The sequence below is a fragment of the Stutzerimonas sp. VN223-3 genome (genome assembly GCF_045999685.1).
In the GTDB taxonomy this organism is placed as follows: Bacteria; Pseudomonadota; Gammaproteobacteria; order Pseudomonadales; family Pseudomonadaceae; genus Stutzerimonas; species Stutzerimonas stutzeri_AR.
The window spans coordinates 1,199,846-1,220,639 of sequence record NZ_RBEC01000001.1 but is presented as its reverse complement, the minus strand read 5'-3'; the positions used below and the strand labels follow the sequence as shown (position 1 = coordinate 1,220,639).

Below are 20,794 nucleotides of genomic sequence, written 5' to 3'. Positions count from 1 at the left end.
AGCATCAGGCGCTGATGGGCTGGGTATCTGGAATACAAATTCGCGGACCGATACCGGAATCATCGGCCTGCGCTGTCTGAAATCAATTTCATTAGGATGCTAAGGGGATGGTGCTGTTGCACTGAAAAATGGCAAATTGTGCCACCCGCCCGTTTGTACTCCCATCTGGAACTCGAATGTCCATCAGCAATGCCCAGGCCGACGTGGCGTCGGCGCCAGCGATACAACAAAGCAGTCCGCTGGCCATGCGCATCATCGGCGCGGTAGCGCTGGCGCATTTGATCAATGACTTGATTCAGGCGGTGCTGCCGTCGATCTATCCGATGCTCAAGGCCAGCTATGGTCTGACGTTCACGCAGGTTGGTCTGATTACCCTGACCTTCCAACTGACCGCCTCGCTGTTGCAACCCTGGGTCGGCTATTACACCGACCGTCATCCCAAGCCATGGCTATTGCCGGCCGGCACGGTCTGCACCTTGATCGGCATTGTGATGATGTCCATGGTCGGTAGCTTCTCGTTGATTCTGTTGGCGGCGGGGTTGATCGGTATCGGTTCTTCGACCTTTCACCCTGAAGCTTCTCGCGTCGCGCGATTGGCTTCGGGTGGGCGTTTCGGGCTGGCGCAATCGACCTTTCAGGTTGGCGGCAATGCGGGCTCGGCGTTCGGGCCGCTATTGGCTGCAGCGATCATCATTCCGTACGGTCAGGGCAACGTGGCCTGGTTCGGGCTGTTCGCCGTGTTTGCGCTGTTCGTGCTGTATCGAATCAGCCGCTGGTACGCCAACCACTTGAGCCTGTTCAAACTCAAACAAGGTCAGGCGGCGACTCATGGCTTGTCGAAAGGTCGGGTGATGAGCGCGTTGGCCGTGCTCGGCTTGCTGGTGTTCTCCAAGTATTTCTACATGGCCAGCTTCACTAGCTACTTCACCTTCTACCTGATCGAGAAATTCGATCTGTCGGTGGCCAGCTCCCAGCTGCATCTGTTCCTGTTTCTAGGTGCGGTTGCTGCGGGAACCTTCTTCGGTGGACCCATCGGCGACAAGATTGGCCGTAAGGCGGTGATCTGGTTCTCGATCCTTGGCGTGGCGCCGTTCACGCTGCTTCTGCCTCACGTCGACCTGTTCTGGACCAGCGTCCTGAGCGTTGTCATCGGCTTCATCCTCGCCTCGGCGTTCTCGGCTATCGTCGTGTATGCCCAGGAATTGGTGCCGGGTAATGTCGGGATGATCGCCGGGGTGTTCTTTGGATTGATGTTCGGTTTCGGCGGGATTGGCGCGGCATTGCTGGGGCATTTGGCGGACATTCACGGCATCGAATACGTGTACTTCCTGTGTTCGTTCCTGCCGTTGTTTGGTGTGTTGGCGATCTTCCTACCAAGAACCCAAAAAGCCTGAGGGACTTCGAGGTCGTTGAACGAAGCAATCGGCGGCAAGCGACCTTCAGCCTGCTGTCGAACCTACCTCATGAAACCGAGCTTCTCTCCTCTAACGCCTCCCACAAGCAGCGCCGAAACAGCTGATGCAACGGCAGTCGCTGCGCGCTGTGGCGGCTGACGAGCATCAGCTCGCGGTAGAAGGTGGCACTGCCGAGGGAAATGATGCGGACCGTTGGCGTGCGTTCGAGCCACAGCCCGGCCTTTGGCACCAGCGCCACGCCCAGGCCGCTTTCAACCATCTTGACGATGGCATCCAGCTCGTCCAGTTCGAGCCCTGGGCGCACATCCAGATGGTGTTTGCGCAGGAATTGACTCACCTGGCGGCCACCGAAGGAGCTGCGGTCGTAGCGCACGAAAGGATGCTCTACGAGTAGCTTGAACGGGTCGTCGCCCTCGATCTTCAGCGGCGTGATCAGCACGAAAGGCTCTTGCTGGATCAGCTCGGCGTGCAGCTCCTTCGGTAGCGCAAACGGCGGGCGGATCATTACCGCCAGATCGATTTCGCCTGCATCGATCTGTGACAGCAGGTTCAGCGAAACGCCTGGCGCCAGCTTGGGCTCCACGCCTGGCGCCTCCCGCAACAATCGCAGCAGAACTGGCGGCAACAACCCGGTCTGTACCGTGCCGATGGCGCCAATGCGTAGTTCGCCACGGTAGTCGTCCACCGACTCCGGCTGACCCATAAGGGCGAAGGTTTCAATAATCTGCTCGGCCAGCGGCAGCGCCCGCAAACCCGCCGCGTTGAGGTTGGCCGAACGCCCTGTTCTATCGAATAAACGAAGGCCCAACGCGTCCTCAAGGTTCTTGATCTGGGCGCTGACTGCCGACTGGGTCAGGCCGATCTTGTTGCCCGCAGCCGCAAAACTGCCGCACCGCGCTATGGTCAGGAAGGTTTTGAGTTCGCGAATCATGAGGACCCTTATCGATCGATTTTTTTGAGGCTCGAATCAAAAGATATCCGCTGTTTGCCCATACGACAAACAGCAAGAATGGCGTCACCCAGCCCTCCCCAGAAGGAACCTCTGATGAGCCTTTCACCTTTCCACCTCGCGATCCCTGTTTACGACTTGCCAGCCGCCCGCCATTTCTACGGCGAGGTGTTCGGACTCGCTGAAGGACGCTCTTCCGACCATTGGGTCGATTTCGATTTCTACGGGCATCAGCTGGTGATCCACGAGCATCCCAAGACCCAGTCCCAGGATGCTGCGCACACCAATGCGGTGGACGGCCATGACGTACCCGTGCCGCACTTCGGAATCGTGCTGAGCTGGCCGGAGTGGGAAGCGCTCGCCGAACGTCTGCGCTCGCTGGGCACTCAGTTCGTCATCGAGCCCTATGTGCGTTTCCAAGGCCAAGTGGGCGAGCAAGCCACCATGTTTCTCTTCGATCCATGCGGCAACGCGCTGGAATTCAAGGCATTCAAGGACATGAGTCAGCTGTTCGCTAAATGATTGCCGGTATCGCCTTTTCTGAAGCGAAATGGACTGCCTTAGTCCTCTCTCGCAGGCATTAACTGCGAGCAGGAAGATGCTCAGCCATCGGCTCGTGGCGCCCCGAAAAACCTTCCCATACTCGCTAAACAAAAACGGCAGCGGACCGATAACCCGGTATGCCAAGCGAGACCTGCGTCTATGGTGCTGGCCTCGCTCGGAGCCTGTCAGCCGGCCCCCTTAACCCGCTTTGCGCCTCGCAAGGGATCACGGGGTCGGTACCGCCAACTTGCATATGGGAGCCCTCATCGTGCAACTCATCGATAACCGAGCCTTGATCGACGATGCCCTGAGCCACTCTGCTGCGCTGACCGGAGGCCGCTTCGACCATCGCTACTGGTTGCGCAAGGTAACGGACGTGAAGCTGGTGATCATTTCAAAGCCGGAGGTACTCTTCGACCTCTCGCTCAAGGTCTACATTCCGATTGCGCCGGGGCAGGCGACGCCGTGGTCTTACGGCGACGGCTGGTTCAATTGGCATTTTCTGGGAACCAAGGGCGCGATGGTGACGATCGCAAGGGAGATTATTTCTATCGCGATGCGCAGCCAGCAGGCTAATTCATCACTTCTACAGGCCTGGCTAACGGCGTTGGTGTCGTTCAGGCACAGCGACCAGACCATCGCTGTACTGGAACCGGAACCGCAGCAGGATCTGGCGGGACATTAATGGCCGCTCCGGCTGCCGAATGCCAAGTCTTCCTGGTCGGTTCCCGCAGCAAACGGCAGCATCTGCTCGTAGCAGCACATCCAATATGCGCACCCGACCTCTCCTGCTCTATCCAAAACTTTCGTCACTCACGCCGCAGTACCGATCGGGTCGCTCTGCTGATCGCTACCTTCGGTGATTAACGCAAAGGTAATGTCTGCCGCTTCAGACAACGCGTCCAGTATCGCGGACATGCTCGGAAGCATGCTGTCTCCGGAGCTGGACACCCGCGCGTGAGCCATCCAGCACGCCTAGCGGGACGATCCTCTCGGCAGAGCGGCGCGCGCGGCGCAAGCCGACCGATCATCGCCTAACGCATCCATGTCCCGCGCTCTGGCACGCCTTTGGCTCCGGCTGACGAGCCTGGTCGCTGCCGTATCCATTCGCTCAGGCGCACTCGCCTCGTGGCGGTTGCCACGGGCACGACAACAACAACAAGAAGGAAGCCCTCATGAAAGCAACCCGTGCACATATCGCACGCCGCTCGGCAGCGTCGCGTCTACTGCTGGCCGCCCCTGCCTTGCTGGCGGCTGCGATTGCCGAGCCCGCGCTGGCTGCTAGTTGTAGCGAGCTGGCCGGAGCCCAGGTTCCAGCTGCCGCCATCGCCCTGCCAACCTCCGGCGCCAGGGTGATATCGGCAACCGCGGTACCCGCTGGCGGCACCGCACCGCAAGCCTTCGGCGCTCATTGCGATCTGAACGTCGAAATCGCCCCGGTCGACCCGAGCGCACCGACCATCAAGATGCGCATCGTTCTGCCGGAGCAGTGGAACAGCAAGGCGATGATGTATGGCGGTGGCGGTTACAACGGCACCGTCCCCAACGTCGCGGGCAACGTCCCGGCCGGCCCGGTCGATCAGCCGACGCCGCTGGGCCGTGGCTATGCGGTGTTTGCCAGCGATTCGGGACACGTCGCCAATCCGGTCAATCCCGGCGACTTCGCGTGGAATGAAGAAGCGCTCGCCAACTACGCCCACGACGCGCTGAAGAAAACCCGCGACACGGCGATGTTCATCATCGAACAGCGTTATGGCCGCCAGCCCGCCCGCAGCTACTTTGCCGGCGGCTCGACTGGTGGGCGCGAAGCCTTGGCGGTGGTGCAGCAATGGCCGAAGGATTTCCAAGGTGCAATCGTGCTTTACCCTGCTTACAACGCGGCGGCGCTGGATTTGCAGTTCGGCCGCATCACCCGTGCGTTGGCCGCGCCAGGTGCGTTCCCAAGCCTCGAAAAGCGTGCCGCGCTGCTTGAAGCGTCGATGCAGGCATGCGATGGGCTGGATGGCGTGCGCGACCGGGTGATCAGCAATCAGACCGCCTGCAACGCTTGGTTCGACCCGGCCAAGGCCAAGCTCAATGGCCGTCCGCTGCGCTGTCGTGGCGGGGCCGATACCGGTGACAGCTGCCTATCGGATGCGCAAATCAATGCGCTCAAGGTGTTCAATACGCCGATCCGTTTCAGCCAACCGCTGGCCAGCGGCGAGCGTGGCTATCCCGGCTTCAACACCTGGGGTACGGATCTTGGCCGTCCCGGCACTGGCCTGCAGCTGGTGGTCAACCGGCTGGGCCTGAACACTTTGCAGCCGGATTACCCCATGCCGGTACACGGCACCGGTTTCGCCGAGGGCGCGCCCTACCATTCGGGTTTCTGGGATGAATGGGTGCGCTATTTCATTACGCGCAACCCGACGTTCAACTCGCTGACGCTGGACCCAACCAACCTCGGCCCTTGGCAGACGCGCGTCGATGCGTTGTCGCTGCGTCAGGACGTTAACGAGACCGATCTGTCGGCCTTCGTCGCCAACGGCGGCAAGATCCTCATGGCCCATGGCACCTCGGATCAGCTGGTCAGTACCCGTGCCACGGCCGAGTATTACCAGCGCGTGCAGCGGGACATGGGCGTCGGCCAGACCAGGCGCTTCATGCGCTATTACGAGATCCCCGGCTATGCCCATGCGGCGAGCACGGTATTCAACGCGTCCTGGGACTCGCTGACGGCGCTGGAGAACTGGGTTGAACAGGGTATCGCACCCAAACGACAGATCGTCGCCGACACCGCCGCGGTGCCAGGCCGTACCCGTCCATTGTGTGAGTACCCAGCCTGGCCGAAATACGTAGGCAAGCGCGACGTGAATAAAGCGTCGAGCTTCGTCTGTGTGAAGAGCCAGAAAGGCCGGCACTAAAGGGGTTCGCGGGATGGGCGTAGAGCATCGAACGATGCAAATGATGGTTCGCGCGCCCATCCCACGATACAGCGGGTCGTGCAGCGTACCGGTGCTGCTGATGTATCGCGGCGCTGAAACCCGGCAGCGTTGCCACGACGGTCCAGTCAATCTGACATCGGAACCTTAAAGCCGCCTGCCCTCTTGAACATGTCCAACCTGACGGACATCCCGATCAGCATAGCCGCCGCCCACGTGCCTGCTGGCCTGCCGGGCTGAAGGCTCTAGCGCGCGAGTTCCAGCTGCGTGCACGATTTCGACCACAGTCAGTGCCGGGCTGGCACACCTTTCGCTCAACAGCTCTGACGTCTCGTAATTTTGCAGACGTCAGTGCCGCCACAGAGCGCGCTTTCAAACAACAAGAACTGAAAGGACTGCCCGCACATGCACGCCCATCAGGCCTCATTCGCCATTCGCAGCACTCGATCAACTTTCCCTGACCCCAGCACGGCTTAGCCAGCTGCGGGAACAATTTCGCCCCCTGTTTTACCCGCAACACTACAACCGATAAAAATAAGAGGAAGCACCCATGCAACATGACTGCAAAACCATCCGGCATCTGCTTTGTGCAGGCGCTGCTCTGGGCATCGCCGGGCCAGCCAACGCGGCTTTCATTGATGACAGCAAGGCAGCCGTAGAGCTGCGCAACTTCTATATGAACCGCGATTTCCGCGGCAGCGAGTCGACCCAGGCCAAGGCTGAGGAATGGGCCCAGGGCTTTATCCTTAAATTCGAGTCCGGCTACACCGAAGGCCCGGTCGGCTTCGGCGTGGATGCCCTAGGCTTGCTCGGCGTGAAGCTTGATTCCAGCCAGGACCGCTCAGGTACCGGTATTTTGCAGAGGGATTCGTCCAATCAGCCCCAGGACGATTACGGCACGGCAGGTCTGACCGCCAAAGCGAAGATGTCCAATACGACGCTCCACGTCGGTACTTTGCAGCCGATCATCCCGGTGGTGATGCGCAACGACAGCCGCCTGCTGCCCAATATTTACCGCGGCGCCTGGTTGCAGAGCAAGGAAGTCGAAGGCCTCACTCTTGATCTGGGTATGCTCGACCGCACCCGCTATCGCGACTCTTCGGATTACGAAGAGATGGTCGTATTCAACAGCGGCGCGAGGAACATCGATCTGGGTAACACGACCAGTAGCGATGAATTCGTGTTCGCTGGCGGGCGCTATCAGTTCTCACCCGAGCTGACCGGCAGCTACTACTACGGCGGGCTGGACGGGATCTATGACCAGCACAACGTCAACCTGATACATGTGCTGCCGATCGGTGACAACCAGAGCTTCAAGTCAGACCTGCGCTATGTGCGTTCTACCGATGACGGCGGCAGCAACGTCGACAACAATGCCTTCGGCGCGCTTTTCACATACAAGATCGGTGGCCATGGCTTCACCGGCGGTTACCAGAAAATGAGTGGCGACACCGGTTTTGCCTACATCAGCGGCGGCGATAATTCGCTGATCAACTTGTTGCAGATCAATGACTTCGGCAACGAAGATGAGAAATCTTGGCAAGTTCGGTATGACTATGACTTTGCCGCTATGGGCATCCCTGGCCTGAGCCTGATGACCCGTTACGTGACCGGCGACAACGTCAACGTTGTCGGCCGCTCCGGTGAAGGCAAGGAATGGGAACGCGATACCGACATCGCTTACGTAGTTCAGAGCGGACCGCTGAAGAACCTCGGCCTGAAGGTGCGTAACGCTACCGTGCGCAGCAACTTCGGCAGCGATCTGGACGAAACCCGGCTGATCCTGAGCTACACCATGGCGCTGTGGTGACAACGCAGCGCCACTGAGAGCTCACCTCCTCGTTGATTTTACCGGGCCTGTTGCGGCCCGGTTTTTTCGTTCAAATCAACCGCGAAGGAAATCCAGAACACGCCCGGTAAAGCGATCGCCCACCTCGACGTTGGATAAATGAGCAGCATCGAACTCGACCAGTTTCGCATCGGCGATGCGCTCCAGCATGAAGCGGCCATGCTCGGGAGTGGTCACCGGATCCTGGCTGCCACAGACGATAAGTGTCGGCACTCTGATCGTACCCAGCTGATCGCGGTAATCAGCGTCGCGCACCGCCGCGCAATTGGCTGCGTAGCCTTGCGGTGAAGTGGTCGCGATCATCTGGGTGATGCGGCTCGTCTGTGTGGGTTGCTGCTCAGCGAAGGTCGGCGTGAACCAGCGTGCAATGGAGGCATCGCGCATGTCGCGCATGGCCTGCTCGCCACCTTTCAGCACGGTGTCGATGCGGTCGTTCCAGACCTCGTCGGTGCCGATCTTCGCGCCGGTGTTGCAGATAACCAGTCGCGTCAGCCGCTGGCCGGCGTGGATGCCCAGCCACTGGCCAATCAGGCCGCCCATGGACAGCCCGCAGAAGGCGAAACGGTCGATGCCTAGCGCATCCACCAGCCCCAACACATCCTGGCCGAGCTGTTCGATGCGGTACGGCCCCGGCGTGACGGCAGAGCCGCCGTGGCCGCGGGTGTCATGGCGCAGTACGCGGAAGTGTCCGCTGAAGGCGGGGATCTGTGCATCCCACATGTGCAGATCGGTGCCCAGCGAGTTGGACAGCACCAGTACCGGCGCATCGACCGGGCCGTCGAGACGGTAATTCAGTTCGCCATCGGCGAGTTTTACGGTGGGCATGGGGAATCTCCAGAAAGTCGATCTAAAGGTAATCGCAAGAGCGAAAAAGATAGGCTTGCGGCGTGCCGCGGCATGAGGAATCCATCAAAGACCGTGTATGCGGTGATGGGATAAGAACGGTGGGCTAAAGCCCACCCTACCGGAGCTTGATTAGCCGTAGGGTGGGCTTCAGCCCACCATCCTTCGCGTAAGAAGTCAGACCCGCTCGACAACCAACGCCAGGCCCTGCCCCACACCGACACACATGGTCGCCAGGCCGAGCTTGCCACCGGACTTTTCCAAGGCGTGTACGGTGGTCATGACCAGGCGCGCACCGCTCATGCCCAACGGATGACCCAGTGCGATCGCGCCGCCCTGCGGGTTGACCTTCGGGCTGTCGTCTTCCAGACCCAGATCACGCGTCACCGCCAACGCCTGAGCGGCGAAAGCCTCGTTCAGCTCGATCACGTCGAAGTCGCTTACGGCCACGTTCAACCGCTCGCACAGTTTGCGCACCGCCGGCACCGGGCCATAGCCCATCACGCGCGGCGCGACGCCGGCGCTAGCCATGCCGAGCACCTTGGCGCGCGGCTTGAGGCCGTATTTCTGCACTGCTTCGGCGCTGGCGAGAATCAGCGCCGCCGCACCGTCGTTGACGCCCGAGGCATTGCCGGCGGTGACCGTCTTGTCGGGGCCGTTGACCGGCTTCAGCTTCGCCAGCGCTTCGGCACTGGTATCCGGGCGCGGATGTTCGTCGGTGTCGACAACCGTGTCGCCCTTGCGACCCTTGATCACCACCGGAACGATCTCTTCAGCAAAGAAACCAGCGGCTTGCGCCTTGCCAGTGCGTTGCTGGCTGCGTAGGGCAAAGGCGTCCTGATCCTCGCGGCTGATCTTATGTTCCTCAGCCACGTTATCGGCGGTCTGCGGCATGGCATCGACGCCGTACATTTCCTTCATCTTTGGATTGATGAAGCGCCAGCCGATGGTGGTGTCCTCGATCTTCTGCGTGCGGCCAAACGCCGTGTCGGCCTTGCCCATCACGTAGGGCGCTCGGGTCATGGACTCGACGCCGCCAGCAATCGCCAGTTCCATTTCGCCGCAGGCGATGGCGCGGAAGGCACTGCCCACCGCATCCATGCCCGAGGCGCACAGGCGGTTCAGGGTCACGCCCGGTACGGTTTCCGGCAACCCGGCCAGCAGCGCGGCCATACGCGCCACGTTGCGGTTGTCTTCACCGGCCTGGTTGGCGCTGCCCATGAAAACTTCTTCGATGGCAGCCGGATCGAGCTGCGGATTGCGTTCCAGCAGCGCTTTGATCGGGGTTGCAGCCAGATCGTCGGCGCGTACCGCGGCCAGGGCGCCGCCGAAGCGGCCGATAGGTGTGCGTACGGCGTCGCAGATAAAGACTTCGCGTGTCACTCGTCACCTCCAGATTGTCCATGGGCGGCAGCCGTGCGGGCCTCCAGGGCGCGCAGGGCAACCAGTTCGTTGTCGGTCGGCGGCGCGGTTTCGCCGACATTGTCAGCGAAACGGATGGCCCAGCCGGTGTTCTCGATCACTTGTTCGCGGGTCGCGCCTGGGTGCAGCGACGTCACCACGAATTCGTTGGACCCGGCTTCGGGCTCCATGATGCACAGATCGGTGATGATTCCGACCGGCCCGTTGCCCGGCAGGCCGAGTTGCTTGCGATGATCGCCGCCTTCACCGAAACCGACGGATGTAATAAACGCCAGCTTATCGACAAAGGTGCGGTGCGATTGCTTGAGGATAATCAGCACCTGCTTGGCCGACCCGGCAATTTCCGGCGCCCCGCCCGCTCCTGGCAAGCGAACTTTCGGTTGGTGATAGTCGCCAATCACTGTGGTGTTGATGTTGCCGAACTTATCCACCTGAGCCGCACCGAGAAAACCGACATCGATGCGCCCGCCCTGCAGCCAGTAGCGGAAGATCTCACCGGTGGGCACCACGGTGTCGGCGGTCTCGGCCAGTTCACCGTCACCGATGGACAGCGGTAGCACCGAAGGCTTGGCGCCGATCGGGCCCGATTCGTAGATCAGCACGACGTCCGGCGCATGGGTCAGGCGCGCCAGATTGGCGGCCTTGGACGGTAGGCCGATGCCGACGAAGCAGACGCTGCCATCGCCGAGGCGGCGTGAGGCGGCCACCGTCATCATTTCATTAGTGCTGTAGTTATTGGCGTGAGCGCTCATCACTTGGCCTCCTGCTGCGCGGCCAGCTTGGCCTGGAACGCTGAATAGTCTTCGGTACCGTGAATGAACTCATCGATCCAGGCATTGAAGGTGCCGCGGTCGCGGGCGATGGGGTCCCACTGCTGATAAAAGCGGTTGTCGCGCTCGTAGTAACCGTGCGCGTAGGACGGATGGGCGCCACCCGGCACCAGACAGACAGCGGTCAGCGCCCAGGTCGGCAGCACGCAGGCGTTCATCGGGGCATTAAGGTCATCGACGATTTCCTCGACGGTGACGATGCAACGCTTGGCCGCCAACGCGGCTTCCTTCTGCACACCGAGGATGCCCTGGATCAGCACGTTGCCTTTGCGGTCGGCCTTTTGCGCATGGATCACGGTGACGTCCGGGCGCACGCTCGGCACCGCCGCGAGGGTTTCGCCGGTGAAGGGGCATTGGATGAACTTGATCATCGGGTTGACCTTGGGCAGATCAGAACCGAGATAGGCACGCAGCACCGCGAACGGCAGGCCGGAAGCGCCAGCAACGTAGGCGTTAGCGAGGTCTGCGTGGCTGTGCTCTTCGATCTCCAGCGGCTGCGGCCACTGCTTTTCTACCGCGTCGCGCAGGCGATGCAACGAGCCGACACCGGGGTTGCCGCCCCAGGAGAAGATCAGCTTCTTCGCGCAACCGGCGCCGATCAGCAGGTCATAGACCAAGTCAGGGGTCATGCGCACCAGCGTCAGGTCTTTCTTGCCCTGACGAATGATTTCGTGAGCGGCGGCGGTGGGAATCAGATGGGTGAAACCTTCAAGGGCGACGGTGTCGCCATTGCTGACGAAGCGATCAATTGCTTCGTGTAGTGAAAGGAGCTCGGCCATGGGTCAGTCTCGTGTTGGTGAATGCACGAACGAATCGGTGCTTACGACCCACACTAACCATCGCCTTGCCTTGGAACAATCCGATAATCGATTAATCGTTCGGTAATCGAACGAAATAAGAACCTTGGAGTTATTGATTCAACTGCGGATAAATTCTCCCGTTCTCGCTGCGGTGGGCTGAAGCGGAGCGCCGCCCGGCCCACCCTACGGCTCTACTCCGTGCAGCGACGTAGGGTGGGCTTCAGCCCACCGGTGACAGCACGCTTCATCGATCCGGCATACGGCGTCGACGTCAGTGAAACAGCCACGTGCTCAGCTCCCGGCTCGCCTCTCGCTGCGGTGGGCTGAAGCGGAGCGCCGCCCGGCCCACCCTACGGTTCTACTCCGTGCAACGACGTAGGGTGGGCTTCAGCCCACCGGTGACGGCAGCTGGACCAGAGTTGCAGGTCGGGTCACGCTTCATCGACCCGCATGCCGAGCCGATGTCAATGAAACAGCCGCGTGCTCAACTCCTTGCTTGCCTCCAGCAACACCGGCAGAAAGCGCGTTTCCAGTTCTTGCCGGGTCACCCGACCGGCATGCGTGCCGACGTTCAGCGCGGCGAGTACCTGGCCGGCAGAATCCTTCAGCGGCACCGCCAGCGAGCGCAACCCGACTTCCAGTTCCTGATCGATGATCACCCAACCCTGCTGCCTAATCTCGGCAATCGAAGCACGGATAGCTTCGGGCGTGTGCAGGGTGCGACTGGTCTTGATCTGCAACTCGGCGTGGTCGAGGTAATCATCCAGCGCCGCATCATCCAGAGCCGCCAACAATATCCGACCCATCGACGTGCAATAGGCCGGCAGCCGGCTGCCTACACTCAGATCGACCGAAATCAATCGCTGCGGCGTCGCCGAGCGGGCCACATAAAGCACCTCGTCACCTTCCAGCGTGGCCATCGAGCAGGCCTCATGCAGCTGATCGCTGAGGCGGTCAAGAATCGGTTGCGCGGTCACGGCCAGCGGTGTGGACGACAGATAGGCGTGGCCCAGCGTCAGCACCTTGGGCAATAGCGAATAGGTGCGACCGTCGGTGGTGGCATAGCCGAGCTTGATCAGCGTGTGCAGGCAGCGACGCACCGCCGCGCGGGGAATCTCGGTGCGATGGCTGATTTGCGCGATGGTCAGATGACGCTTGCGCTCCTGAAACGCATGCACCACCGCCAGCCCACGGGCTAGCGAAGTCATGAAATTCGGATCGCCTGTGAAGGCTTCAATGCGCTTGGCCGGCGAAGCAATGATTGCCGGCGCCATCGGAGTAGTTCGGGGATGGGATTCGTCGTTCATGGCAGACAGCCTTGTCGGGGAGCGTTGTTCGATTATCGTCCCGATGGTCGATAATCGCAAAGCCCACCGTCAAGACGTTCCGCAGATTGCTAACAGCTGCTACAGCAGTTGCCAGGTGTAATTGAAGATCAGACGGTTCTCGTCGATGTCGCTGCGGTAGTTGGAGCGCGCAGTAACGTTGCGTACCCGTACACTGAGGCTCTTCAGCACACCGCTCTGAAAGGTGTAACCAAGGTCCAGGTCACGCTCCCACTCCTCGCCCTCGAAGCCACCGCCGGTGTCGACGTTGTCGCCGCGAATGTAGCGCACCTTGGAAACCAGGCCGGGAATCCCGATTGCAGCGAAATCGAAATCGTGACGCACCTGCCAGGAGCGCTCGTCGGCACCGGCGAATTCATAGGTCGGCACTTCATTGCCCAGCGGGCTGACGTTGTTGAAAACCCTCGGAAAGGCGTCGTCGCCGAACATCGCCTGATAACCAACGGAGACGGTGTGGCCGCCGCGCTTGGCCGAAAGCACGCTGAACAGCGCGCGGTTGTCGATATCGCCCAGCAAGCGCTCGCCATCTTCCTTCGAATCGTAAAAGCCCAGGTTCGCGCCGAGCACCCAATCACCCACCGGCTCGCTGTGCTTGAGGCTATAGAAGCGCTGGTTGTAGATGTCCTCCAGCTGCGCGTACCAGACGCCCGCCGAGGTGCGTTTTTGATTGAACGCGTAGTCGGCACCGACATAGTTGAAGCGATCGGTTTCGGCATCACCGCCCAGTTGCGGCACATGGCCGAGCTTCGCACGCATCGGGCCGTCGCCGGCTTCGTTGAGCACGCTGCCCGAATGCAGCTGGCCGGTTTGCAGAGTCAGCCCGTCGATCTGCTGGGAAACAATGCTGGCGCCCTGGTAGGTCGGCGGTAGCAGGCGAATGTCACTGAAAGTCAGCACCGGCAGGTTCGGCGTCAGCTCACCGACCTTCAGCTCGGTTTTCGACAGCCGCACCTTCAGCGCCGCCCCGATGCGGCCGAAGTCATCCGCGGCCTTGCCGTCGCTGCCGGTCGGCAGCAGCCCCGTATTGACCCGACTGGCACTGCTGTCGAGCTTGAAACCAAGCTGACCGAGCACATCCACGCCGAAGCCGATGGTGCCCGGCGTATAGCCGGACTTCACATTGAGGATGAAGCCCTGCGCCCACTCTTCCGATTTCGACTGCTGGTTCGCCCCGACGATGTCGGAGTAGTCCCGGCTGAAGTAGTAATTGCGGGCCTGCAGCGTAGCCGTAGTGCCATCGATGAAGCCCTCTTCGGCGGCGAATGCCGAGGGGAGGCAAAGCAAAGCGCCGATGGCCAATGCGATACGCGAGAGTTGTGGCTGGTTTTTCATGGATTTCACTCGTTGTTGTTGTTTTTCAGGTGCACGCTGCCGCTCCCTCCGGCGCAGCCGAAGGAGCACGACATAGGTGTTCAGGTATTCAGTGGGGCGTTATTACGGTGATCTCAGCGCGCGGGCTGCTCCTGCGGGAGGCTGGCGCAGCTGTTCTGCGGCACGGCGGGTGGTTTTCTGAGTGTCAGCAACAGATGCGCGGCGATTCCGAATATCAGCCCCCAGAACGCAGCCGACAATCCGAGAAAAGACATGCCTGACACGGTGACCAGAAAAGTGATCAGCGCGGCCTCGCGATCCGCTGGTACCGACATCGCGGCACTCAGCGCGCCACCAATCGCGGCCAGTAGTGCAAGCCCGGCCAAGGCGGCGATCAGCGCAGCGGGAAAGGCGGTGAAGACCGATACCAGGGTCGCGCCGAAGAGCCCCAGCAACAGGTAGAACACGCCACCTGACACGCCCGCGACGTAGCGCTTGGCTGGGTCTTCATGGGATTCGCGACCGGTGCAGATCGCTGCGGTGATCGCTGCGAGGTTCAGGCCATGGCAGCCGAAAGGCGCCAACAACAGTGTGCCCAGAGCACTGCTGCTGATCAGCGGGCTCGCCGGGGTCTGGTAACCATCGTTGCGCAGTACGACCATGCCCGGAACGAACTGGCCGGTCAGCGCCACCACCACCAGCGGAAAGGCGACACCGAGCATCACCTGCCAGTCGAATTCCGGCGTAATCCAGACCGGCATCGCCAGGCCAAGCACCAGCGCTTCGCTATGCAACTCGCCACCGGCAACGGCGATCGCAACGCCCACTACCAGCACCGCCATCACCGCGTAACGCGGCAACAGCCGTTTGAACAGCAGGTAGGTGGCGAACATCGCGAGCACCAGCCAGGGTTGCTGCTTCACCGACACGAATAATTCGGTGCCGAAACGGAACAGGATGCCTGCCAACATCGCGGCGGAAATTGCCGTCGGTAGTTTGCTGATGACCTTGTCGAAGGCGCCGGAAAGCCCGACCAGCAGGATCACCAGACTCGACGCCAGATACGCGCCAACTGCCTGGTTCATGCTGATGTCCGGCAGCATTGCTACCAGCAGCGCGGACCCGGGGGCCGACCAGGCGATGATGATCGGTACCTTGTAGCGCAGGCTCAGAACGATCCCGAGCACGCCGCTGCCGATGGAAATGGCCCAGACCCATGACGACACCAGATCATGCGGCAACCCACCGGCGTTGGCCGCCTGAAAGATGATCACCAGCGGACCCGCGTAGGAAATGACGGTCGCGATGAAACCGGCAACCACGGCGGAGAGAGAGATATCGCTGAGTAGCGTTTTCATGTCGCCTCGCAAGTCTGCCTGGCTATCCGTGACAGTGTCCGGATCGCTCTTGTTGTGGATGTAGCGTTCGACGGCTAAGCGCAGGGTGGATGGCGCTTCACCCATCCACCGCTGGCACCCCGCAAAAGAACCGGTGGATGAAAAGAGCGTCATCCACCCTACGCTCGGTTTGACCGTGAAGGTGTCGGTCCGCGCAGCTGAACGTAGGGTGGATGGCGCTTCACCCATCCACCACTGGCACCCGCAAAGGAACCGGTGGATGAAAAGAGCGTTACCACCCTACGCCCGCCGGACGGCATCGATCGGCCATCCGGCCCAATCAAGCTTCCTGCAAAGCCCGCGGACGCTGGCTGCGCTGCTCAGCTTGCGGAGCCGGCGCTTGCTGCAGCTGGAAGTCGAACGCCACCTCGGCGAACCGCCCTTCCACCCCGCGGTCACGCGCGGCCTCGGGATCGTCATTGAAGTAGATATCGCCGATAAGCCCGTCACGGGTGGCGTAGGCAAAGTCATCCCAGAGGTACTTGTCACCGGAAAGGTTGATCTGCGTGGTCAGGTGACGGTGGCCCGGCGCGGAGATGAAGAAATGGATGTGCGCCGGGCGCTGACCGTGGCGGCCGAGCTGGTCGAGCACTTCCTGGGTCGGGCCGTCCGGCGAGCAGCCGTAGCCGGATGGCACGATGCTGCGGGCGCGGTAGCGGCCTTCGGCATCGGTAATGATGCGACGGCGCAGGTTGTAGTCCGACTGGCCCTGGTCGAAGTAGGAATAGTTGCCCTGGGTATTGGCGTGCCAGACATCGACAGTCGCGCCGGCCAGCGGCTTGCCGTCCGGGCCGGTGACACGTCCCTGGAGAAACATCACGGTGGCGACGCCGTCTTCGCTGCCGTCGTCCATGCGGGCTTCGCCTTCGGCAATCGGCGCACCGGCTACATACAGCGGGCCTTCGATGGTGCGCGGCGTGCCACCGCTCAAGCCTGCCTGCTCGTCCTTGGCGTCTTCCAGCAGATCGAGGAAATGCTCGAGGCCGAGTCCGGCGACCAGCAAACCGGCCTCATTGCGACCACCGAGGCGGTTGATGTAATCGACGGCTTTCCAGAACTCGTCCTGGGTGATTTCCAGGTCTTCGATGATCTTCACGCTGTCCAGTAGCAGGCGGTTGACGATGGTCTTCAGGCGAGTGTTGCCGGTGTCGTTGTTGAAGCCGCTGGCTTCCTTGAAAAAGTTCTGGATTTCGGGCGAGTGGGAAATTTTCACAGTCATGGCTCAGGCCTCATCTTGTAGTTGTCAGTTGCTAGCCGGAACGTTCTCCGGCCAGGGCTCACTCAGCTGTCGTCGTCACGAATTGAAGACGGGTGGCGGCATAGTGGGTTGACGTCGATTTCCATGTACGGGAACAGCGGCAGCTGCATCAGGGTGTCGTGCAGCTCCTGCACGCTGGCAACGTCGAACACGCTGTAGTTGGCGTACTGGCCGGCGATGCGCCAGAGGTGACGCCATTTGCCTTCGCGCATCAGGCCCTGGGCCAGCTCCTTTTCGTCCGCCTTGAGCTTGGCGGCCTTGGCCGGGTCCATGTCCACCGGCAATTTCACGATCATCTTTACGTGGAACAGCATCTTTCGAGCCTCCGGTTATTTGCGGCTGAAGAACGCCAGGCGCTCTTCGTCGAGGGTCAGGCCAAGGCCGGGCGTGCGCGGCACTTCCAGCTGGAAGTCGCGATAGACCGGCGCCTCGGTGACGATTTCTTCGGTGAGCAGCAGCGGGCCGAACAGCTCGGTGCCCCAGGTCAGCTTGTTCAGGGTGATGAAGGCATGGGCCGAAGCCAGGGTGCCGATGGCGCCTTCGAGCATGGTTCCGCCGTACAGCGCGATGCCGGCGGCTTCGGCGATTTGCGCGGTCCGTAGCACAGCGCGCGGGCCGCCGTTCTTGGCGATCTTCAGAGCGAACACGCTGGCCGCGCCGTCGGCGGCGAGGCTGAAGGCGTCCTCCACACTTTCGATGGACTCGTCGGCCATGATCGGTGCCGGGCTGCGCTGGTTCAGACGCACCTGACCGGCGCGGTTGATGCGCGAGATCGGCTGCTCGATCAGGTCGATGCCGTTGTCGCCCAGCACCTGGCAGGCGCGTATGGCCTGGGACTCGTCCCAGTACTGGTTGACGTCGACGCGCACGCTGGCGCGCTCACCTAGCGCCTTCTTGATGGCGATGACGTGCTTTAGATCGGCGTTCACCTGGTTGGCGCCGATCTTCAGTTTGAAGATCCGGTGGCGACGGATGTCGAGCATCTGCTCGGCTTCGGCGATATCGCGGACGGTATCGCCGCTGGCCAACGTCCAGGCGACTTCCAGGCTGTCGCGCACTCGCCCGCCGAGCAGCTCGCTGACCGGCAGCCCAAGGCGCTTGCCTTGAGCATCGAGCAGCGCGCTTTCCAGGCCGGACTTGGCGAAGGTGTTGCCCTTGGCCGCCTTGTCCAGCCGCAGCATGGCGGCATTGATATTGGCCGCATCCTGACCGACCAGCAGCGGGCCGAGGTGGCTGTCGATGTTAGTCTTGATGCTCTCCGGGCTTTCGTTGCCGTAGGCCAGGCCACCAATGGTGGTGGATTCACCGATGCCTTCGATGCCATCGCTGCAACGAATGCGGATGACCACCAGCGTCTGCTTCTGCATGGTGTGCATCGCCAGCTTGTGCGGGCGGATGGTGGGCAGATCGACGATGACGGCATCGATGCTTTCGATCAGGGTGTGGCTCATATCGGCTCCCGGAGTTCTGGTTCAGTGATCAGGCTTTCGCCGCCGACAGCCCGGCTGGCGCGACATTGCTGCTGCGCTGCCCGGAAACGGCGAAGACGGTCATGGCCAGCGCAGCGATCACGCCTGGAATGGCGAAGGCCATGAAATTCAGTTGCAGCGGCAGGTTGATGCCCAGCAATGCCCCGCCCAGCAGCGGACCGACGATGGCGCCGTTGCGGCCAATGCCGGACGCCCAGCCCAGGCCGGTGGAACGAATCGACAGGCCGTAGAACTGCGCGGCGGCTGCGTACAGCAGGATCTGCGTGCCGATCACGGTGGCACCGGCGATGGTGATCAGCGCGTAGAGCACCGGCATCGGCGTCTTGAAGCCGAGCAGGCTGATGGACACCACAGATACCGCGAAGAACACCACCACGACCTTGGCCAGATTGAAGCGATCGCCCAGCCAGCCGCCGAGAATCGCCCCGAACATGCCGCCGAAGTTGAGCGCCAGCAGGAACGACAGACTCGAACCCAGGCTGTAACCGGCATTGGCCATCAGCTTCGGCAGCCAGGAGCCCAGCGCGTAAACCATCAGCAGGCAGCAGAAGAATGCCACCCAGATCGACAGGGTGCGAACGCCCCGGCCGTCGCGGAACAACTCCAGCACCGACGCGCTCTTGCCCTTCGTCTCGGACATCACCAGCTCGTCGTTGGCGCTGAGTTCACGGCTCGGATCGATACGATTGAGCAGCTTGCGCGCCTGCTCGGAACGGCCCTGGCGCACCAGGAAGCCAATCGATTCCGGCAGCTTCCAGAGGATCACAGGAAGCAACAGCAGCGGCACGGCAGCGGCGAAGAACATCGCCTCCCAGCCGAAGCGCGGCAGCATGTAGATGCCCAGCCCGGCCGAGAACATGCCGCCCAGTGAATAGCCACTGAACATGAGCGCTACCAGGGTGCTGCGCAGCTTCTTCGGCGCGTATTCGTTCATCAGCGCAACGACATTGGGCATCAACCCGCCACAGCCGAGGCCGGCGAGAAAACGGAAGATGCCAAATTCGGTGGGCGTGCTGGCAAAGCCGTTGATCACCGTTGCTGTGCTGAACAGCAGGAAGCAAATGGCGATGCCCTTCTTGCGCCCGATACGGTCAGCCAATGTGCCGAAGATCAGTGCGCCGAACATCATGCCGAACAGCGCATAGCTGCCCAACGCGCCGGCTTCCAGGGGCGACAGGCCCCACTCTTTCATGATGGTGGGCAGCACCACGCCGTAGATGAACAGGTCATAGCCGTCGAAGATCAACAACAGGGCGCAAAGGCTCATGACCAGCCAGTGAAACCCGCTGAAGCGGGCGTTATCGATAATTTCGTGAACATCTACTTTTCGCATGGCAAGGCTCTCTATTGTTTTTGTTGTGGAAAAACTCGTTGAAGCGGCTAACGGTGCGTTTGTGCAGGAGCCGGGGCCGCCTAGTCATTGCTGGTGATCCTGCCCGGCTTTCGCCAGCAAGCTGGCTCCTACGATCTGCCGCTATCCCTGATCGCCACCACCCACCGGCAGGGTCACGCCGGTGATGTAGGAGGCCTCATCGGAGGCCAGGAAGAGGATCGCGCCGGCCTGCTCGTCGATGGTTCCGTAGCGCTTCATCAGCGTGGAATCGACGGTCTGATCGACGATCTGCTGGTACCAGACTTTTTCCTGCTCGCTCTGCTCGGCCGTGTTGCGCGGAATGCGCCGCGGCGGCGCCTCGGTGCCGCCCGGCGCGGTGGCGTTGACGCGAATGCCGCGCTGGGCGTTCTCGAAGGCGAGGCAGGCAGTCAATGCGTTCACGCCGCCCTTGGCCGCGCCATAGGGCACGCGATTGAGGCTGCGGGTGGCGATGGAGGAGACGTTAACGATGGCGCCGGCGCCCTGCTCCAGCATGTGCGGCAAGGCGGCGTGGCAGCACCAGAGCGTGGGGAACAGCGAGCGGCGCACTTCGGCCTCGATTTCCTGCTCTTGGTAATGCTCGAACGGTTTGGCCCAGATGGTGCCGCCGACGTTGTTGATCAGAATGTCGAGGCGGCCGTAATGGGTCTTGGCGGCGTCCATCACGCGATGGCAATCGGCGAATTGCTCAAGATCAGCGGTCATGGTCAGGACCTGCGCACCTTTGCCGCCAAGCTCATCAGCCAGTTCGTGGACCAGCTCGGAGCGGTCGACCAGCAACAGGCACCCGCCCTCCTCGGCCATCCGCTCGGCCACACGGCGACCGATGCCTTGGGCGGCGCCGGTGATGACGGCGACTTTGTTTTCGAAACGCTTGTTCATCTTTCTATCCTCGACGTGATCGAAGCCACGCACGAACCCTGTAGGAGCGAACTTGTTCGCGAAGCTTTTGCTGCAGTAACCCGGGCATCTAGTCGGGTGCCGGCCCTTTCGCGAGCAAGCTCGCTCCTACAAAGGCCGTGCACTGCTCTGCCCTCAGGCGCTGGCC

18 protein-coding genes are annotated in these 20,794 nt (G+C 61.5%); 5 read left to right on the top strand and 13 right to left on the bottom strand.

Annotated features, from left to right (window positions below; genetic code table 11):
* The first annotated feature begins 176 nt into the window (after positions 1-176).
* Positions 177-1,394 (top strand): MFS transporter, encoded by a 1,218-nt coding sequence (locus D7241_RS05605; protein ID WP_408100652.1) that lies wholly within the window; start codon positions 177-179, stop codon positions 1,392-1,394.
* A 67-nt stretch (positions 1,395-1,461) separates the two neighbouring features.
* Here the strand turns inward: D7241_RS05605 and D7241_RS05600 are convergent, their stop codons facing one another.
* Positions 1,462-2,346 carry a LysR family transcriptional regulator gene (locus D7241_RS05600; protein ID WP_408100651.1) on the bottom strand — a complete coding sequence of 295 codons (885 nt, stop codon included), beginning with the start codon at positions 2,344-2,346 and terminating at the stop codon, positions 1,462-1,464.
* A gap of 114 nt (positions 2,347-2,460) precedes the next feature.
* On the opposite strand from D7241_RS05600, the gene D7241_RS05595 reads away from it, so the two are divergent.
* From D7241_RS05595 to D7241_RS05580, 4 genes are all read left to right on the top strand, one after another.
* Complete coding sequence (locus tag D7241_RS05595) at positions 2,461-2,886, top strand: VOC family protein (RefSeq protein ID WP_181103922.1); 426 nt, start codon at positions 2,461-2,463, stop codon at positions 2,884-2,886.
* Between the two features lie 289 nt (positions 2,887-3,175).
* Complete coding sequence (locus tag D7241_RS05590) at positions 3,176-3,592, top strand: hypothetical protein (RefSeq protein WP_255975640.1); 417 nt, start codon at positions 3,176-3,178, stop codon at positions 3,590-3,592.
* Between the two features lie 490 nt (positions 3,593-4,082).
* Positions 4,083-5,810 carry a tannase/feruloyl esterase family alpha/beta hydrolase gene (locus tag D7241_RS05585; protein WP_408100650.1) on the top strand — a complete coding sequence of 576 codons (1,728 nt, stop codon included), beginning with the start codon at positions 4,083-4,085 and terminating at the stop codon, positions 5,808-5,810.
* Positions 5,811-6,378: 568 nt separating this feature from the next.
* Positions 6,379-7,638, top strand: coding sequence for an OprD family porin (locus D7241_RS05580; RefSeq protein ID WP_408100649.1), 1,260 nt, complete (start codon positions 6,379-6,381; stop codon positions 7,636-7,638).
* 75 nt (positions 7,639-7,713) lie between these two features.
* On the opposite strand, the gene pcaD is transcribed toward D7241_RS05580, so the two are convergent.
* From pcaD to D7241_RS05520, 12 genes are all read right to left on the bottom strand, one after another.
* Complete coding sequence (pcaD, locus tag D7241_RS05575) at positions 7,714-8,502, bottom strand: 3-oxoadipate enol-lactonase (RefSeq protein ID WP_408100648.1); 789 nt, start codon at positions 8,500-8,502, stop codon at positions 7,714-7,716.
* Between the two features lie 195 nt (positions 8,503-8,697).
* Positions 8,698-9,903, bottom strand: a complete 1,206-nt coding sequence (gene pcaF, locus D7241_RS05570) for a 3-oxoadipyl-CoA thiolase (RefSeq protein ID WP_408100647.1) — start codon at positions 9,901-9,903, stop codon at positions 8,698-8,700.
* A complete protein-coding gene (locus D7241_RS05565) occupies positions 9,900-10,694 on the bottom strand; it encodes a CoA-transferase subunit beta (protein ID WP_408100646.1) in 795 nt (264 codons plus the stop codon). Before D7241_RS05565 ends, pcaF begins: the two co-directional genes overlap by 4 nt.
* Positions 10,694-11,551, bottom strand: a complete 858-nt coding sequence (locus tag D7241_RS05560) for a CoA transferase subunit A (protein WP_408100645.1) — start codon at positions 11,549-11,551, stop codon at positions 10,694-10,696. The genes D7241_RS05565 and D7241_RS05560 overlap by 1 nt, the downstream gene beginning before the upstream one ends.
* A 485-nt stretch (positions 11,552-12,036) precedes the next feature.
* The gene (locus tag D7241_RS05555) at positions 12,037-12,879 is read right to left on the bottom strand and encodes an IclR family transcriptional regulator C-terminal domain-containing protein (protein WP_408100644.1); all 843 of its coding nucleotides are present in this window, start codon (positions 12,877-12,879) and stop codon (positions 12,037-12,039) included.
* Positions 12,880-12,978: 99 nt separating this feature from the next.
* The gene (locus D7241_RS05550; RefSeq protein ID WP_408100643.1) at positions 12,979-14,250 is read right to left on the bottom strand and encodes an OprD family porin; all 1,272 of its coding nucleotides are present in this window, start codon (positions 14,248-14,250) and stop codon (positions 12,979-12,981) included.
* Between the two features lie 113 nt (positions 14,251-14,363).
* Complete coding sequence (locus D7241_RS05545) at positions 14,364-15,587, bottom strand: benzoate/H(+) symporter BenE family transporter (RefSeq protein ID WP_408101192.1); 1,224 nt, start codon at positions 15,585-15,587, stop codon at positions 14,364-14,366.
* A gap of 319 nt (positions 15,588-15,906) precedes the next feature.
* Complete coding sequence (gene catA / locus D7241_RS05540) at positions 15,907-16,845, bottom strand: catechol 1,2-dioxygenase (RefSeq protein ID WP_408100642.1); 939 nt, start codon at positions 16,843-16,845, stop codon at positions 15,907-15,909.
* A 62-nt stretch (positions 16,846-16,907) separates the two neighbouring features.
* On the bottom strand, positions 16,908-17,198 hold the full coding sequence (gene catC / locus D7241_RS05535; protein ID WP_408100641.1) for a muconolactone Delta-isomerase: 291 nt from the start codon (positions 17,196-17,198) through the stop codon (positions 16,908-16,910).
* 15 nt (positions 17,199-17,213) lie between these two features.
* Entirely contained in the window at positions 17,214-18,335 is a 1,122-nt protein-coding gene (locus D7241_RS05530; protein ID WP_408100640.1) for a muconate cycloisomerase family protein, read from the bottom strand.
* 28 nt (positions 18,336-18,363) lie between these two features.
* Positions 18,364-19,707, bottom strand: coding sequence for an MFS transporter (locus D7241_RS05525; protein WP_408100639.1), 1,344 nt, complete (start codon positions 19,705-19,707; stop codon positions 18,364-18,366).
* Between the two features lie 141 nt (positions 19,708-19,848).
* Positions 19,849-20,628, bottom strand: a complete 780-nt coding sequence (locus D7241_RS05520) for a 1,6-dihydroxycyclohexa-2,4-diene-1-carboxylate dehydrogenase (protein WP_408100638.1) — start codon at positions 20,626-20,628, stop codon at positions 19,849-19,851.
* Positions 20,629-20,794: the final 166 nt, after the last annotated feature.

Coding starts and splice junctions, on each gene's coding strand:
- D7241_RS05605 (WP_408100652.1), top strand. CDS start 177: ATGTCCATCAGCAATGCCCAGGCCGACGTGGCGTCGGCGCCAGCGATA.
- D7241_RS05520 (WP_408100638.1), bottom strand. CDS start 20,628: ATGAACAAGCGTTTCGAAAACAAAGTCGCCGTCATCACCGGCGCCGCC.
- D7241_RS05530 (WP_408100640.1), bottom strand. CDS start 18,335: ATGAGCCACACCCTGATCGAAAGCATCGATGCCGTCATCGTCGATCTG.
- D7241_RS05555 (WP_408100644.1), bottom strand. CDS start 12,879: ATGAACGACGAATCCCATCCCCGAACTACTCCGATGGCGCCGGCAATC.
- D7241_RS05560 (WP_408100645.1), bottom strand. CDS start 11,551: ATGGCCGAGCTCCTTTCACTACACGAAGCAATTGATCGCTTCGTCAGC.
- D7241_RS05580 (WP_408100649.1), top strand. CDS start 6,379: ATGCAACATGACTGCAAAACCATCCGGCATCTGCTTTGTGCAGGCGCT.
- pcaD (WP_408100648.1), bottom strand. CDS start 8,502: ATGCCCACCGTAAAACTCGCCGATGGCGAACTGAATTACCGTCTCGAC.
- D7241_RS05585 (WP_408100650.1), top strand. CDS start 4,083: ATGAAAGCAACCCGTGCACATATCGCACGCCGCTCGGCAGCGTCGCGT.
- D7241_RS05565 (WP_408100646.1), bottom strand. CDS start 10,694: ATGAGCGCTCACGCCAATAACTACAGCACTAATGAAATGATGACGGTG.
- catC (WP_408100641.1), bottom strand. CDS start 17,198: ATGCTGTTCCACGTAAAGATGATCGTGAAATTGCCGGTGGACATGGAC.
- D7241_RS05550 (WP_408100643.1), bottom strand. CDS start 14,250: ATGAAAAACCAGCCACAACTCTCGCGTATCGCATTGGCCATCGGCGCT.
- D7241_RS05525 (WP_408100639.1), bottom strand. CDS start 19,707: ATGCGAAAAGTAGATGTTCACGAAATTATCGATAACGCCCGCTTCAGC.
- catA (WP_408100642.1), bottom strand. CDS start 16,845: ATGACTGTGAAAATTTCCCACTCGCCCGAAATCCAGAACTTTTTCAAG.
- D7241_RS05600 (WP_408100651.1), bottom strand. CDS start 2,346: ATGATTCGCGAACTCAAAACCTTCCTGACCATAGCGCGGTGCGGCAGT.
- D7241_RS05545 (WP_408101192.1), bottom strand. CDS start 15,587: ATGAAAACGCTACTCAGCGATATCTCTCTCTCCGCCGTGGTTGCCGGT.
- D7241_RS05595 (WP_181103922.1), top strand. CDS start 2,461: ATGAGCCTTTCACCTTTCCACCTCGCGATCCCTGTTTACGACTTGCCA.